The organism is Parabacteroides distasonis ATCC 8503, assembly GCF_000012845.1.
Lineage (GTDB): Bacteria > Bacteroidota > Bacteroidia > Bacteroidales > Tannerellaceae > Parabacteroides > Parabacteroides distasonis.
The window spans coordinates 3,164,790-3,180,214 of record NC_009615.1 but is presented as its reverse complement, the minus strand read 5'-3'; the positions used below and the strand labels follow the sequence as shown (position 1 = coordinate 3,180,214).

Genomic DNA, 15,425 nt, shown 5'->3' with positions numbered 1-15,425 from the left:
ACGGGTTCCCATCCATCATGTGAATAATGGATGCGGGGAGCGTGCAGCACACAATGGATTGAATTTGTTTTACACGTAGGCTGCACCTCCTCCCCGGCCCTTTACCTCATATAGCATTCGTGCTTCATCGATGCCATTCATTCCGTAAGGAGATGGGCGGCATCGCTTTCTTCATTTGCTGATGAAGTTAACTTGCTTTGGTCTGAGATCAAAGGTTCTTGCGTAAAAAATTGCGCAACCCTTTGTTTATTAAAAAAAAGGCTCTATCTTTGCAGCCCGAATAAGTATGCGAATAATAATAAATAATATAGAAAGATGAAAAGAACATTCCAACCTTCCAACAGAAAAAGAAAGAACAAGCATGGCTTCCGTTCTAGAATGGCTACCGCTAATGGCCGTAGAGTATTAGCTTCTCGTCGTGCTAAAGGCAGAGCTAAATTAACGGTATCTGACGAATACAACGGATAATTAGTCACGTTCTAAAGATTTATAAAGAAAGTAGAGGTTTTTTCCTAAAAAGCCTTTACTTTCTTTGTTTTTGTAGTATTGTTCTGGTGGGTATTGGTCTATATGCCGTTTTTTTTCTACTTTTGAACCGCCTACAAATACATACGTGAAATGAGTAACTTTTTTGTAAAACTGATAAAGAATCCGTTTGTCATCAATCTCTTGTTGGTGATAGTCGTGTCGTGCGGCGTTGTTTATGGCGTACTGGCGTGGCTGGATTCTTATACCCGCCATAATCAAGCGGTGGTCGTTCCGGACGTGAAAGGAATGAAGCTAGAGGACGCCGCCGAGTTTTTCGGGAATAATAAGCTACGCTATAACGTGATCGATTCCGTATTCTCGAAAGATGTGGCTCCGGGCTCCATCGTGGAGTTGGTTCCCGGTGTCGGATCGAAGGTGAAAGAGGGGCGGATCGTCTTTGTTACGATTAACGCATTGACCTCCCAGATGGCCGTGATACCGGAGGTGGAAGACTTATCTTTCCGTCAGGCGTATGCCTTGCTGCGGGCCCGTGGCTTCTCGTCGGTCGAGATAGAGTATGTGCCGGGCGATTATAAAGATTTGGCGATGGGGGTGGAGTTAAACGGGCGTACCTTGCTCAAAGGGGAACATGTACCGTTGACCGCTCATCTGGTATTGAAAGTAAGCAGTGGCGATCCGAATATGCTTCCCGACTCATTGGCTTTGGATAGTATTCCGGTAGAACCATTGGATAGTGATATAGAAAACTGGTTTTAAGGGAATGGACGAGTTTTTGGACGATATGGATGATGAACAGGTAGACGACCTGTTGATGCCGGAAGAAGACGAAACATCGTCGAGCCAGATGTATGAGCATTTCCGCTTCGTAGCGGACAAGGGGCAATCCCTGCTCCGGGTGGATAAGTTCTTGGTAGACCGTATGATGGGCGCTACCCGTAACCGCATCCAATTGGCGGCTGAGGCGGGTTGCATCTTGGTGAACGATAAGCCGGTGAAAAGTAATTACCGGGTGAAACCTTTGGATGTGGTTTCTATCGTGATGGATCGCCCACGCCGGGAACTGGAGATTATCCCCGAAGATATCCCTTTGAATATAGTATATGAGGACGATGATTTGCTGGTGGTGAATAAGCCGGCAGGCTTGGTCGTACATCCCGGTCACGGTAATTATACTGGTACATTGGTGAATGCCTTGGCTTATTATTTGAAGGATGATCCCTATTATGATCCTTCCGATCCTCGTTTAGGCTTGGTACACCGTATCGATAAGGATACGTCGGGCTTATTGGTGGTGGCTAAACGCCCGGAGGCCAAGAGTAACCTGAGCCTGCAGTTCTTCAACAAGACAACCAAACGTAAATACCGTGCCTTGGTATGGGGCATCGTTCAAGAGGATGAGGGGCGTATCGAGGGAAATATCGGTCGTGACCCTCGTGACCGTATGCAAATGACCGTCTTCCCGGAAGGCGATCAAGGCAAGACCGCCGTCACCCATTACACCGTGTTGGAACGCTTGGGCTACGTGAGCTTGGTGGAGTGCCGTCTGGAGACGGGGCGCACGCACCAGATCCGTGTACATATGAAATATATCGGTCATACGCTTTTCAACGATGAGCGGTATGGCGGACATGATATCTTGAAAGGAACAACTTTTACTAAATATAAACAGTTCGTGCAAAACTGTTTCGCTATTTGTCCACGTCAGGCCTTGCATGCTAAGACGTTGGGGTTCGTTCATCCTACTACGGGAGAGGAGATGTTTTTCGATTCTGAGATTCCTTCCGATATGCAGCAGCTGATCGACAGATGGCGTGTATACGCGAACACTAAAGAATTGTAAAAATGAAAAAGAACATCGCTATCGTAGCAGGGGGAGATTCCTCCGAGATCGTTATTTCATTAAAAAGTGCGGACGGAATCTACTCTTTTATTGATAAAGACAAATATAATTTATATATTGCCATCGTTAAGAGGGATGAGTGGGCGGTTATACTTCCTAGCGGGGAACATACACCAATTGATAAGAATGATTTTAGCTTCAAGGAGAATGGCGTGACGAGGCATTTTGACTTCGCTTATATAACGATACATGGTACTCCGGGCGAGGACGGACGTTTGCAAGGATATTTCGATATGATCGGTATGCCTTACTCGTCTTGCGGGATGCTGGTGAGCGCTTTGACATTCAATAAATACGTATGTAATCATTACTTGAAAGACTTTGGTGTAAAAATTGCCGCGTCCATTCATTTATTCAAGGGAGAGACTATTACGGACGAAGAAGTCGTGACTCGTTTGGGTTTGCCTATTTTCGTGAAACCAAACGATGGGGGTAGTAGTTTTGGCGTGACGAAGGTGAAAGAGGTCTCCGCTATCCAGCCCGCTATCGCTAAGGCGTTTGGGGAAGGACGTGAGGTGATTCTCGAGCGCTTTATCGATGGAACGGAAGTGACATGCGGTTGCTATAAGGTGGAGGGTAAAGAGGTTGTCTTCCCTTTGACCGAGGTGGTTACGAATAACGAATTCTTCGATTTCGACGCGAAGTATAACGGACAGGTGGACGAGATCACTCCGGCCCGTATCTCCACCGAGTTGACGGAGTTGATACAGTGCGAGACATCAAGGATCTACGATATATTGGGCGCCAAAGGACTGATTCGTGTGGATTATATTATTCCGGCAGACGGGGAGCCTGTCTTACTGGAAATAAACACGACACCGGGAATGACGGCTACCAGCTTTATCCCACAGCAAGTACGTGCGGCGGGATTGGATATAAAGGATGTCATGACAGACATTATTGAAGACGAACTCAAAAACAGAAAAACAAAATGAATAGATATGGATACAGAAACAGTTTCCCCTAATTTCGACGACATCCGTCCGCTGAACAACAGTGAGGTGAAGGACGCGATTGAAAAATTGGTCGCCAATGAGGATTTCGAGCGGGCTTTACGTTACATAAAGCCGAATTTGAATTGGGAGGAATTCTCAGTTGCCATGCGTGCTTGCAAGACGAAGGAGGAGTTTAAATCTACTCTGGCCTATGACGCTGTAATGACGGTGGCGAAAAATACTACTTTCTCGCTTACTATCTCAGGGCGTAGCCGTCTGCCGAAAGATAAGGCGGCCTGTACGTTTATCTCGAACCATAGGGATATCGTATTGGATGCCTCCTTCTTGAACGTCATGTTATATGATGTGGGGTATGGTATGACGCAGGTCGCTATCGGCGACAATCTTTTAATCCGTCCGTGGATCGAGACGTTGGTGCGCTTGAATAACAGCTTTATCGTGAAGCGTGGCGTTTCTGTTCGTCAGATGTTGGAGGTCAGCAAGACGCTTTCCGCCTATATCCATCATGCGATCAAGAATGTGAACGAGTCTGTATGGATCGCCCAGCGTGAGGGACGTGCTAAGGATTCGGACGATCGTACGCAGGGCAGCGTATTAAAAATGTTGAGTATCGGCGGTGATAAGGATAATCTGTTGTTGAATTTGATGGACTTGAATATCGTACCGGTCGCTATCTCCTACGAGTTTGATCCTTGCGATTTCTTGAAGGCGAAAGAATTCCAGATGAAGCGGGATGATCCGGATTACGTGAAATGTCAGCGGGATGATTTGTTGAGCATGGAAACGGGTATCCTGAATAATAAGGGTCGTGTCCACTTCACGATCACTTCCCCGATCAATGATTCCTTGGCTAAACTAGACAAGGATATGGAGAAGAATGAGCTGGTAAGCGCTATCGCGTCCGTTATCGACCGGGAGATCTATAAGAACTATCGTTTCTATCCTTGTAATTACGTAGCTTATGATTGGCTGAACGGTACTCGCCGTTTCCACGAGCATTACGGACCGAAGGATAAGAAGCAGTTCGAGGAGTATATACAAGGACAGTTGGACAAGATCGTCCTTCCGAATAAGGATGAGGCGTTCTTACGTAAGAAACTATTGGAGATGTACTCCAATCCGTTGAAGAACTATTTGACAACTTTATAAGTTCCAATTGATTTTGATAGAGAGGTGTTGTAAAAGAGCGGAAGAAGCCTTTTACAACACCTTTTTGGTTAACCGACGTATCTACGTTCATAAATACCTGCATGAATGTATGTTTCTTAACATACGCTTTCGGTGACATATTGTAATCCCCTATTTCGTATCTTTGGCATATACGGTAAGAAACGCTTACAGTATGCTAATCATTTAAATCAGTAGCAGTATGAAACCGGAAGATTACATCACCCGTGAGGAGAAGTATGGTGCCCACAACTATCATCCCCTGCCGGTCGTTCTCAGAAGAGGCGAAGGCGTGTTCGTGTGGGACGTGGAAGGAAAACGTTATTTTGATTTCTTGTCCGGATATTCGGCGTTAAGCCAAGGACATTGCCATCCTAAGATCGTAAAGGCCCTGATGGAGCAAGCGGAGAGGCTTACGCTCGTGTCTCGTGCCTTTCATGCTGATATACTTGGTGAATACATGGAATTTACTTGCAAATTCTTCGGCTATGACAAACTTCTGCCGATGAATACGGGAGCCGAGGCGGTAGAGACGGCCTTGAAGCTTTGCCGTCGGTGGGGATATCGTCGGAAAGGGGTTGCCCCGGAACGTGCGAAGATCGTGGTTTGTAGCGAGAATTTCCATGGACGTACGATTACGATTATTTCCATGAGTACGGACCCTAGCTCATACGCCGATTTCGGTCCTTATACACCCGGGTTTATAAAGATACCCTATAATAATGTGGATGCGTTGGCCGAGGCCCTGAAAGATCCTGATGCAGTAGGCTTCTTGGTGGAACCGATCCAAGGTGAGGCTGGGGTAGTGGTGCCCGACGATGGTTATCTGCGGGCTTGCTATGATCTTTGTCATCAAAAGAATGTGTTGTTTATCGCGGACGAGATACAGACGGGTATCGGCCGTACCGGTAAGTTATTGGCTTGCGATTACGAGGGGATTCGTCCGGACATCTTGATCTTGGGAAAGGCGTTGTCCGGTGGGGTCAGTCCGGTCTCGGCGGTATTGGCGGACGATGAGATCATGCTTACGATCGCTCCGGGAGAGCACGGTTCTACGTATGGTGGAAATCCGTTGGCGGCGAAAGTCGCTATCGCAGCCTTGGAGGTGGTACGTGACGAGCATTTGTCGGAGAATGCGTTTAAGATGGGTGAGCTGTTCCGTGGTGAGATGGAGCGGATTAATAATCCTATGATAAAGAAAGTACGGGGTAAGGGCTTGCTGAACGCTGTCGTGACGGAACCTAAAGATGGGAAGACGGCATGGGACATCTGTTTGGCGTTGAAGGAAAACGGTTTGATAGCCAAGCCTACCCACGATCATATCATCCGCTTCACGCCTCCTTTGGTGATTACGGAGGAGCAAATGATGGAAGCGATTGGCATTATACGAGATACGTTTGCTAAATTCTAGTGTATGAAGATAAATGTAATAGGTGTTCCCTTGAATCTGGGATGTGACCGGGCTGGCGTAGAGCGTGCCCCGAACCACCTTCGGGAACGGGGATTGATGGGGGTGATCCGGAAGAACGGGCATAAAGCCTTTGACTTGGGTAATTTGTATGTACCCCCTGTTAGCGAGGCGGATAAGTTCGTACGGGGTAACAGCATGAAATATCTGGATGCGATCGTGGAGGTAAATACGAATCTGGCGGAGTTGGTTTATGATACATTGCGTGGAGGAGCGTTCCCCTTGGTGATTGGCGGGGATCATTCGCTGGGTTTAGGTAGCGCCTCGGGCGTGGGTAAATGTTATGATGATTTCGGTATTATCTGGCTGGACGCTCATGGGGATATCAATACCAGCGAGACTTCTCCCAGTGGTAATATCCACGGGATGCCTTTGAGTGCGTTGATGGGGATGGGAAGCGAGGAACTGGTGAATATCTACGCTCCCGGGAATAAGGTGAATCCGCAGAACGTATTCTTGGTCGGGACCCGCAGTCTGGATGAGGGCGAGTGGGATTTGATCGAGCGGGAGAAGCTGAGTGTCTATACGATGGAGACGATCCATCTGAAAGGCATCGGCTTCGTAGCTGAGGATATCAAGCGGAAATTGAAGGAACGGAAGATCCGCAACGTGCATTTCAGCATAGACGTGGATAGCATAGACCCCCGTTTCGCTCCGGGCACGGGAACCCGTGTGTGTGAGGGACTGATGCCGGATGAGTTTAATAACTTCGTGGATCATATGTTGTCTACGAATCTGGTTAAGTCGATGGATTTGGTAGAGCTGAATCCGGAGCTGGACGTGAACGAGCAGACCACAAACCTTTGTCTGCAGATCATCGATTATATTACCGCCCGTCTATAAGGAATCTAAATTCCATGGTTTATGATAAGAGTGTGAAAAGGAAGTCCCCTTGTTCCGGTTAAGACCGGATACGAGGGGACTTGAAAATACGATATGTCTATTGGTTTATTTCATTCTTCGGATATTGGCGTAATTGAAGCTATCGCTCAAGAAATCGTCCTCGCTGAATTTATAGCCTTGCGGTCCCCAGTTGCCCATAGCGAGCATGGCGATCATCTTCATCGGGTTGAAACCGCTCATATCGCCGCCGGCGGCCGCTAGAGGAACGGACTCCATCAGCTTGCGCATGGAATGTGGATAATTCTCGTTGATCACCATGTTGCGGTATAAGGCAAGGATTCCATCTCCTTGCTCCTTACGGTTCCAAGTCAGTATATATGTACCGTCGTTGGCTTCCGCCTTCGCTTGGAGATCGGGCAGTTTGGCGGAGTTGGCGTCCGCTATGATAAAGGTTACGAAACCTTCCTTGTCCACTTTAGGCATTTCTTTGTCGTAAATAGAGGCATACGAGTAGGTCTCGGCTGACCCGAGGCATATGGACCAGTATCGTACATCGGCGGTGGCGTATTCGCTTACGCTTTTAGGAGCCGTAGGAGGGATGAAACGGAAAGTTGCTACCTCCCCTTCGTTCAGTTTGATGCGGGCGAATAGGTATTCTGCCGGGCTGTTCGGGTACATTAGGCTCAGCGGGGCACGCATGAACGGGAGTTGCGGCAGGTCGGCGGAGAAATCCATCGGCGGCAAGTTCAACGATTCGTGGATGTTGCAGACCTCACGCTTCGGGAAATCTACTTCCTCACCTGTAGTCACGTCGAAAGCTTGGATAGCAGGCATGTCCACGCCGCCATACTCATCGCCGCTATATTGTTTCGCCAAGTAAAGACGCATGAAAATGGAGACCATATTGACATCCTCCGGGAACTCACATACGTTCTTCATCGAGGCACGTGCGCTGGCGGGGGTGTTAGCGGGAATGATGTAAATCGTATAGCCATTTGCTCCGTAGTCATCTGTTTCCTTTACATAAGGGTTGATGGAGCTGTCGTCGGGTTGGATATTTACGTCTTCAATGCTGGATACGTCTATTTGGGTCTCGTCGTTATAAACCGTGAAGTTGAAGAAGCGTGACTTCGGGAACTTTCCAGTCAAACGAAGGCCGATGTTTGGATTATCTTTGTAAGAATAGGTGTATTCCCAATAATCGGCATAGATATCAGGAAAGGCCAGTAGGGTTTGATTGTCGCCTCGAAGCGTCTTGCCCCATTGTTCCTTGGGTTCCGGGTTGTTGATTTGAGGGGTATTCTCATCATCGTCGTCGCAAGCGGTGAACATACCCACAGTAAGGGCTACCAACATTAAGTAAAAAATCTTCTTCATGATTCTGTTCGTTAATTAATCTGTTTGTTATTAAAATGAGAGCGCAAAAGTATCTCATTTCCAATTAGGGTTGACCTATTGAAAATGAAATACCTTGGATAAGACCACAGAATCCTAGGAATGGAACAGCTAGAAGGGGTATCCGATAGCGAAGTGGTAACCCATGCCGTCCTTGAATTTCGGGATATTGTAATAGCCTTTCTTTCCGGTATCGTAAGGGAGATGCAGACCGATACCCACGTCGAAACGGATGACGATAAAGGTGAGGTCGTAACGCAGGCCGAAGCCGGTTCCCAAGGCTAGATCCTTGAGGAAGCTACCCCATTTCAGTTGTCCGCCGGGACGATCCGGATCGTTCCGGATCAGCCAGATGTTACCGCTGTCGAGGAAAGTGGCCCCATGCAGGTCGCCAAGGATCGGGAAGCGGTATTCGAGGTTGGCCTCGAATTTAAGATCACCCGTACGGTCGATGTAAGCGTATTTATTGTTATCGCTGTTTTGATAGTAGCGTCCGGGACCGATGCTGCGGATCGTAAAAGCACGGATGCTATTCGCTCCGCCGATGTAGAATTGCTCGTTATAAGGGGAGGTACGGGCGTTGCCGTAGCTATAAATAGCGCCGGCCATTAATCGGCCTACGAGATATTGCTTATGCCCGAGGGCGTAATTATAACGTATCTCGGCGGTTCCCTTGATGAATTGGGCGAAGGGGTTGCCGAGTAATTCCTTATCCTCTTTATTGAATTTCTTCCCGGCTAACGCATAAATCCCATCCAAGACAAGGCCCGCTTGGGTAACGGATGCCTGCCACCAAAGATGGTTCCGGCGACTGGTAATCGGGGAATCATCATAGGTATAGGTATAGTTCATGGCCGGGATGAATTGATTTTGCAAACTCTTTTTTAGAGCCTTATTCACGTTGGTAATGCTGTCGAACTCGTGCGTGGTATGCTGGAGCAAGTTGAACGTCAGCTTGAAAGGGGTGATGGAATGATGAGACGTGGCAGTAGGCTGGAACTCATACGAGGCGTCACCACCGAATGCCAGCAACTTGAAGAAACGGGCCCGGTTCATCTGGTCCGCATAGAGGCGGAAGGTGGTGCTGGCCGGGAAATTCATGTCCCGTTTGCTGAATGTAGGGAACAATACCCGTGGGAAAGTCAGCGTGGTAGTCAAGCCTAACTCATAACTGTTGATCTTGGAGTTGCTACCATCCAGCTTGTTGCCGGTCTGCCATTCGTAAGAGCCGCGGAGTTTCACGCCGAAGGTCTCGCCCCCTCCGAAGACATTCCGTTTGGTCACGCTGAAAATGGCGCCCGGACCCACTTGGTCGTTGCTCTTGGCGGTAACGTTCAACTCGAGCTCGCCGTCCAATGGAAGATCGTAGACCGTATTGATCCGCAGATCCAGCGTATCTTGACGGCGCATGGTATCACGGGGGGAATATTGCAACTCGGCATAACGGAAGATACCCAAGCGGGACAGGGCGGTTTGCGTCCGTTCCTGCGCCCGCTGGTTGTAAAGTTCCCCCGGCTTGAAATATAAACGGTTGTAAATGACCGAGGGGCGAACCCTTAGCTTGCCCTCATAATGGATCGTAAGGTCCTTATAGCGGATCGAGTCCGTGGGAGTCTCATTCTGGTAACCGTTTAGCCAGACGGATATATCCCCGAGCTTCCAAGGGCGGAGGGCCGAGGGGGGCAGGCTTTCCTTCGGGGCCACCCGTAAGGCCACTTTCCCGGGGTTCAACAAGGTATCCGCTTGATAGGTGATGAAATCGGGACGGAAATAGTAATAGCCGTTGTTACGGAGCAAGGACGAGATGCGTTCCCGCTCGGCTTGCAACTGGACGACATTGAAATTCTCTCCTTTGTGGAGGATACGATCGCCGATCGTGGCATCGATCAATGAGTCGGCACGGTGACGGATATGGACGTATTGGATGCTGTCTAGCGTATACGGATCGTTCATGGTGACGCTATATTCCAGCTTCGCCTTCCGGGGATTCTTGGGATCGGGTACGACCTCGAAAGAGGTCTCTCCATTGAAATAACCGTATTCGTTCAATAGGTTCCGGGCTACCTTGACACGGACTTCCGGGTTCACGGTGGTGATCAGCACCGGTTTCGACGCCAGCTTGTTGAAGATCCACTTGCCGACCTTCCCTTTCTTGTTCACGAAAGCGTTGTAGACCCACAGGCCGAAGGGGAAGGGCACCCGGATCGAGGAGCTTCCCAGCAAGGCGTTGTTGGGGGGATAGGCTAGGGCGGCCTCGACCTCTTCCAAGGCGGCTTCGCCGGGTTTGGTCTTATCCTCGTTCTTCACCTCTATTTTCTTGATACCGGTATATAGGACCGCTCCCTCGGGAAGGTTCTTCGTGGTGGAGCAAGAGGTGAGTAAGAAGGCCAGCAGCCCGAGTAGCGCCAGCGACGATAGGATCGCTCTTTGGGTAGACACCCCCCCTCGCCCTGGGGAAGTATCCTTCCCTGCTTTGGGAAGGCATGTTTCCCTGCTCTGGGAAGGCATGTTTCCCTGCTCTAGGAGGGCATCCTTCCTAAAATATATTAAAACATTTTTCATATTCATTCCTTTTCTGTTTCCTCTTTCACTGGTTTCACTTTCGTTTTCTTGAAGTTGAATAGCTCCCTGAGATGCATCATTTTCTTGCGGAGCACGATACCGGCTCCGGTCTCCGTGATCTCGCCTTCCAGCAGGCTCTCGTAGTTCTTGTCGTGGAAAAGTTTGACGTAACGGGAGCCACTGCTGTCTAACCGATATTCTACGGATACGTTATCGATGAACGGCTGCGCCTGTCCATTGTTAATGTTCTCGCCGGTAGAGATACGGCCGCCTAGAACCACACGGATACGGTCATTATAGAATCGCTTGGCGAAGCGGAAGGAGTAGTCGGTACGGGTACCACCTCCGGCGTCGCCATTATCGTCGTACGTCTCCATGCCGAAGCTGATATCCACGGATTTCAAGGCACTTCCGGCGATGTTGTTGATCTCGCTTTGCAAGAAGCTGGTCAAGGCGTCTCCCATATTTACGTTCACCTTGCCGCCACCACCGCCTCCGCCGAGGTACATACCGGTCACGAGCATGCTGACAGCCAGCTTCGCCCGTTCCTCCGGGCCTTTCGAGGTCAGTTCCTCCTGCATCGCCATGTCTTCCGGGGCGGTGAGGGTAAATTGCAACCCTAGGTTCTCCAGTTGTTGGGTCAGTTCGATGCCTACGTCGAAATTCACCAAGCGGGGCGATGATTGCCCGGTTAGGGTGACGGACGTACGGACTCGCTCGGTGGCCGTAAGGTTCAAGGTCGGGTCCATGGGGTTACCCGTCCATTGCACGTAGCTACCCTCCTGTACGTTGAACTCCTTCAATGGGATTACCGGGATGGAGTACTTGATGGTTCCCCCGGATAGCGTGTAGCGTCCGTTCAAGAACATATCGCCTTGCGGGGTATACTGGAAGGAAAGATCGCCGCCACCCTCCAGATTGATATGGTTGGACTGGTCGGGACTTAAATCCACGTTCGCTTGTACGGCGGGATCGATGTGGATCGTCATCAGCATGTCCATGCCTCCCATCGGCAACGGGGGTTTACGAGGCATGCGCCGGCGTAAGGTATCCGTGAAAGAGGTGAAGGTTACCATGTCCGACATACGGTCTTGCACGGTCAGCGGGGAGTCTTTCAGCACGTAGGTGATATTCGTCCCGCCCAATAATTGCAAGTCGCCTCGCATGGTCAAGGCATCCAACGGCCCGCGTACGGTAGAATTCAGGTTGACGAACAGCTTTCCGTAGACAAGGCTTTCTTCGTTTTTCTTAACGTTCAGCAGTTGCAAGTTATTCGCCGTTAGTTTAAGATTGGCGGTCATGCGGGATAAATTGTTGAAATCCACTTCTCCGTTGATGATAAACGGATTCTTGTTGTATGCGTAAATACCATATTGGTTGAACAAGATCCGGTTGTTCTTTATTTCTATCTTTTTATCGTCGAAACGGAAGGTAGAACCTGCGGCGCCTACATAAACGGAGGCGGTATCGAGAATCAGATATCCCTCGGCCATGGGTTTATCGCTTTGTCCGCTGATAGCGAGCGTACCATCGAGGTCTCCGCCCATTTTCGCCATATCATCCGGAATGAACGGGTTGGCGATATCCAAGGGGAAGTGCATGAACTCGACAGTACCGCTGATATGGTCGGTCTCGCCCATCTGGTATAAGGCGGTAATGGCACTCACCTCTTTCCGGTCCCGGAAAAGGTGCATATCCACTTGATGGTTCCCCTGCTCTAAAGGTAGATAGACTGCGTTGAACATGAGTTCGCCGACCCGCTCGTTCTCATAATACAGATCATCAATGTTCATATCCGCCACGACCATGAAGGCCGAGTCGGAAGGAGCGTACTGGAAATCGGCGTTCAATATACCTTTCATCGGCGGGATATAGCTGAATGCGTTGGAGATAATCCCAAGGTCGATCTGGTTCAACTCGGCGTGGACTTCCTCCATCTCGTCACTTTCCGCTTGGGAGTGTATCCACAAGGCGGCGTTATTATCTCCGCTGAGTCGCAGGTTCGCCTCGATATCCTTCATGCTGCGTACCACGACGTAATTATCCGGGTTCAGCTTGAAAGGGCGGAACGCTATGATCGGGTCATCGGGGAAGAGATGGAACTTGACCCCGTTCTGTATCTTATCGGCCCGGATTCCGAGCAACAAGCCGGTCTCGCCTTTCCCGTCCTTGAAATAAAGGCGGGCGTCGCCGAAGCCATAACGTATTTGCCCGTCCAGCCCGGCGCTGAAAGGTTGTTGCTGCCTGTATTTATTCTTGATCACTTGGGCGCTATAGAGTAATCCGAGCGAATCTTGGTGCATCTCTGCCCGGATGGTATCGATCTGCATCGTATCCCGTGCCAGATCGTAAATGGAGGCATCCATGCGTATACCCGTTTCCGGTGAGGTATAGGCGTTCATGGCGATGCTCTTGAAATCTACGTAATAGGTTTGGAGATAGTTGTAGATCGGATTGTCCTGTCCTGCCCGTACCTCAAGGTACATATCGGGGAGGAGCGGGCGAAGGATCTCCAGATTGACAGTCGAGTCCCGTTCCAATTGGAGGGTGATATCGTTCGATACCTTAGTCAACTTATCCGTGATGTGGTGTATGCAATCATTACCCGTGAGGATGATCCCTAAATCCCCGGCGTGGAAAGACACACGGGTGGTATCGATATCCGTCCGGGCATGCAAGGTCAGCGTTTTCGGCTTGAAACTTTGTTTTGGGGTGACGACCTCCCAGTTTCCTAACGTAACGTCGATCGTGTTATCTTCATCCAGATTACTTTCTACCTCTGCGAAGAGCTGGAAAGAGGTGGCGAAGGGATTTGCCATTAAGTGCATACCCTGTAAATCCATGTTCTCCACATCCGCTATCAACATCGCCTTCACCTCGTGCTTGTGGAGGGTCGCGTTTAAGGAGACATCCATTTTCGCCAACGGGTATTTGCTAAGCAGATCCACTTTCAGTAAGTTCTTTTCCAGAGAGCCATCGATGGATACGTCTGATACCGATGAGGCGCCGTAGCGTATATCCGATATCTTACCGTCCAGTTTGGCCCATGTACGTTCAGAGAAAGGGTCTGTGCCCCGGCCTTCTGCTTTAACAGAGGCGGTCAGCCAAAATAGAGAGTCTTTGGGCATGAAATGGGTAGGTTCCAGACTGTCTATCCGTAAATTAGCCTCATAAGCCAGTTGCACCGGATTATAGCGGGCGGTCAGACCTACTTTGCCTTTATCTTGGGTAAGAACAAGCTCGGTGCGGTATTCTTGATTTGCGACTGTAGCTTCCCCCTTCAACTGAATTCCTGCCGGAATGGCAAATTGATCCCGTTGGGAGGCGGGAAGCATCGCCAGCAAAAAGTCCAGATTACCGGATCGAGCCTTTAACTGAATCTCACCGGTTCGCCGGATGCTATCCGTCACGGACTCCATGCTACCCGTGACGTTCATCTGAAACGCTCCCGGCAGCATGATATCGCCTTGTGTGATACGTATACTGGAGAGGTTGCCTTCTACGCCAGCCGTAATAGCGAGAGGCTTGTCCGGATAGGCTTTCTTGAAATCCTCCGGTAGGGAACCTGCCGCTATCAATAAATCTTCTTTCCCCAACGAGGCGTTTAACAGGGCTTTCATGCTACCTTGTGGGTGGTCCTCGAGGGAGCTCCAAGGGATAGTCGCTGTCAATCTCACTTCGGAATTTGGTGTCTGGAGAAGTAGGTCCGGTACGTCTATCTGTTCATGGTCACTCCGGACATTTCCTGCCAATGCCGAAACCTTGAGGCCGGAACGTTCTTCCACGAAGAATTCCTTGATGTGGGCGTTTATTTCTTTTCCTTGATATAAGATGGAATCGATAGAAGTGTTCAGGTTCGTTAAACTAATATGGGAGAAATCGAGTCCTTGCTCGGGTGTCGCGTAATTCCCGTCATAAGCGAATGTAGAATTCGTTATGTCAAAGTTTCTCGCCTTATATTGTTCCGCTCCAATATCTACGAGGCCGTTATTTAGCCCGGCTTTATTAACGAAAGCCGTAAGGCGTAAGGAATCCGAGGGCATTTGTAGGGCGAAGGCTACCCGGTCCAAACTGATTTTATCCAGCTTGAGTACCCAGTTCAGAGGTGTGGAAGTCGTGTCTTCTTTCGAGGTTGAATCATTTAATAGAAGGGTAATGGCGGTATCGAATAAATCTATGGTATTAAATGTAGCTTTCTCCTCGGACAGGTCTATACGATCGGCGTGCAGGTAAAGCTTTCCCAAGAATCCTTTGATTTCCATACCTTCAATCATAGTCCCGGTGTTAACCTTTACGTTCCGGAGGTCGATCGCCTCTACCAATACTTGCTTCCGCAAAAGAGGAAGGGCACGAACCCGTACCGTCAAGCTCTGTAAACTCAACAAGGTATCGGCGGGAGGATTTACGACCTCGACACCCTTAACCGTAAGGTCTAACGGGAAAGATAGCCTAATCTGCTCGATCCCGATTTGCATACCAGTCACTTTTCCTGCGTATTCGGTCGCTTTCCGTACCGCGAAGTTTTGGAAAGGAGGTATATATAGTAATATAGAGAGTAACAATACCAATGCGATCGGTATTAGGCATATCACTCCTATCCGTTTAATCCATACTCTCATGTTGATACGTTTCTCTTTTTCTTATT

10 protein-coding genes are annotated in these 15,425 nt (G+C 49.3%); 7 read left to right on the top strand and 3 right to left on the bottom strand.

All coding sequences use genetic code 11. The annotated features are described in order from the left end of the window. The first annotated feature begins 315 nt into the window (after window positions 1-315). The 7 genes from rpmH to rocF all read left to right on the top strand — a co-directional run bounded on the left by rpmH (window position 316) and on the right by rocF (window position 6,823). Window positions 316-468 (top strand): 50S ribosomal protein L34, encoded by a 153-nt coding sequence (gene rpmH / locus BDI_RS20395; protein WP_005633099.1) that lies wholly within the window; start codon window positions 316-318, stop codon window positions 466-468. A gap of 150 nt (window positions 469-618) precedes the next feature. Next, on the top strand, window positions 619-1,245 hold the full coding sequence (locus BDI_RS13380; RefSeq protein ID WP_005861027.1) for a PASTA domain-containing protein: 627 nt from the start codon (window positions 619-621) through the stop codon (window positions 1,243-1,245). Between the two features lie 4 nt (window positions 1,246-1,249). Continuing rightward, window positions 1,250-2,329 (top strand): RluA family pseudouridine synthase, encoded by a 1,080-nt coding sequence (locus BDI_RS13375; RefSeq protein WP_005861030.1) that lies wholly within the window; start codon window positions 1,250-1,252, stop codon window positions 2,327-2,329. Between the two features lie 2 nt (window positions 2,330-2,331). Continuing rightward, window positions 2,332-3,324, top strand: coding sequence for a D-alanine--D-alanine ligase (locus tag BDI_RS13370; protein ID WP_005861031.1), 993 nt, complete (start codon window positions 2,332-2,334; stop codon window positions 3,322-3,324). 6 nt (window positions 3,325-3,330) lie between these two features. Continuing rightward, a complete protein-coding gene (locus BDI_RS13365; RefSeq protein WP_005861032.1) occupies window positions 3,331-4,494 on the top strand; it encodes a 1-acyl-sn-glycerol-3-phosphate acyltransferase in 1,164 nt (387 codons plus the stop codon). Between the two features lie 220 nt (window positions 4,495-4,714). Then, window positions 4,715-5,923 (top strand): ornithine--oxo-acid transaminase, encoded by a 1,209-nt coding sequence (gene rocD / locus BDI_RS13360; RefSeq protein WP_005861033.1) that lies wholly within the window; start codon window positions 4,715-4,717, stop codon window positions 5,921-5,923. Between the two features lie 3 nt (window positions 5,924-5,926). Continuing rightward, the gene (gene rocF / locus BDI_RS13355; RefSeq protein ID WP_005861034.1) at window positions 5,927-6,823 is read left to right on the top strand and encodes an arginase; all 897 of its coding nucleotides are present in this window, start codon (window positions 5,927-5,929) and stop codon (window positions 6,821-6,823) included. Window positions 6,824-6,928: 105 nt separating this feature from the next. On the opposite strand, the gene BDI_RS13350 is transcribed toward rocF, so the two are convergent. The 3 genes from BDI_RS13350 to BDI_RS13340 all read right to left on the bottom strand — a co-directional run bounded on the left by BDI_RS13350 (window position 6,929) and on the right by BDI_RS13340 (window position 15,399). Further along, window positions 6,929-8,200, bottom strand: a complete 1,272-nt coding sequence (locus tag BDI_RS13350; RefSeq protein WP_011966938.1) for a hypothetical protein — start codon at window positions 8,198-8,200, stop codon at window positions 6,929-6,931. Window positions 8,201-8,329: 129 nt separating this feature from the next. Beyond that, window positions 8,330-10,780: a BamA/TamA family outer membrane protein gene (locus BDI_RS13345; protein WP_005861036.1), complete on the bottom strand. Its 2,451-nt coding sequence runs from the start codon at window positions 10,778-10,780 to the stop codon at window positions 8,330-8,332. A gap of 2 nt (window positions 10,781-10,782) precedes the next feature. Further along, window positions 10,783-15,399, bottom strand: coding sequence for a translocation/assembly module TamB domain-containing protein (locus tag BDI_RS13340; protein ID WP_008780638.1), 4,617 nt, complete (start codon window positions 15,397-15,399; stop codon window positions 10,783-10,785). Window positions 15,400-15,425: the final 26 nt, after the last annotated feature.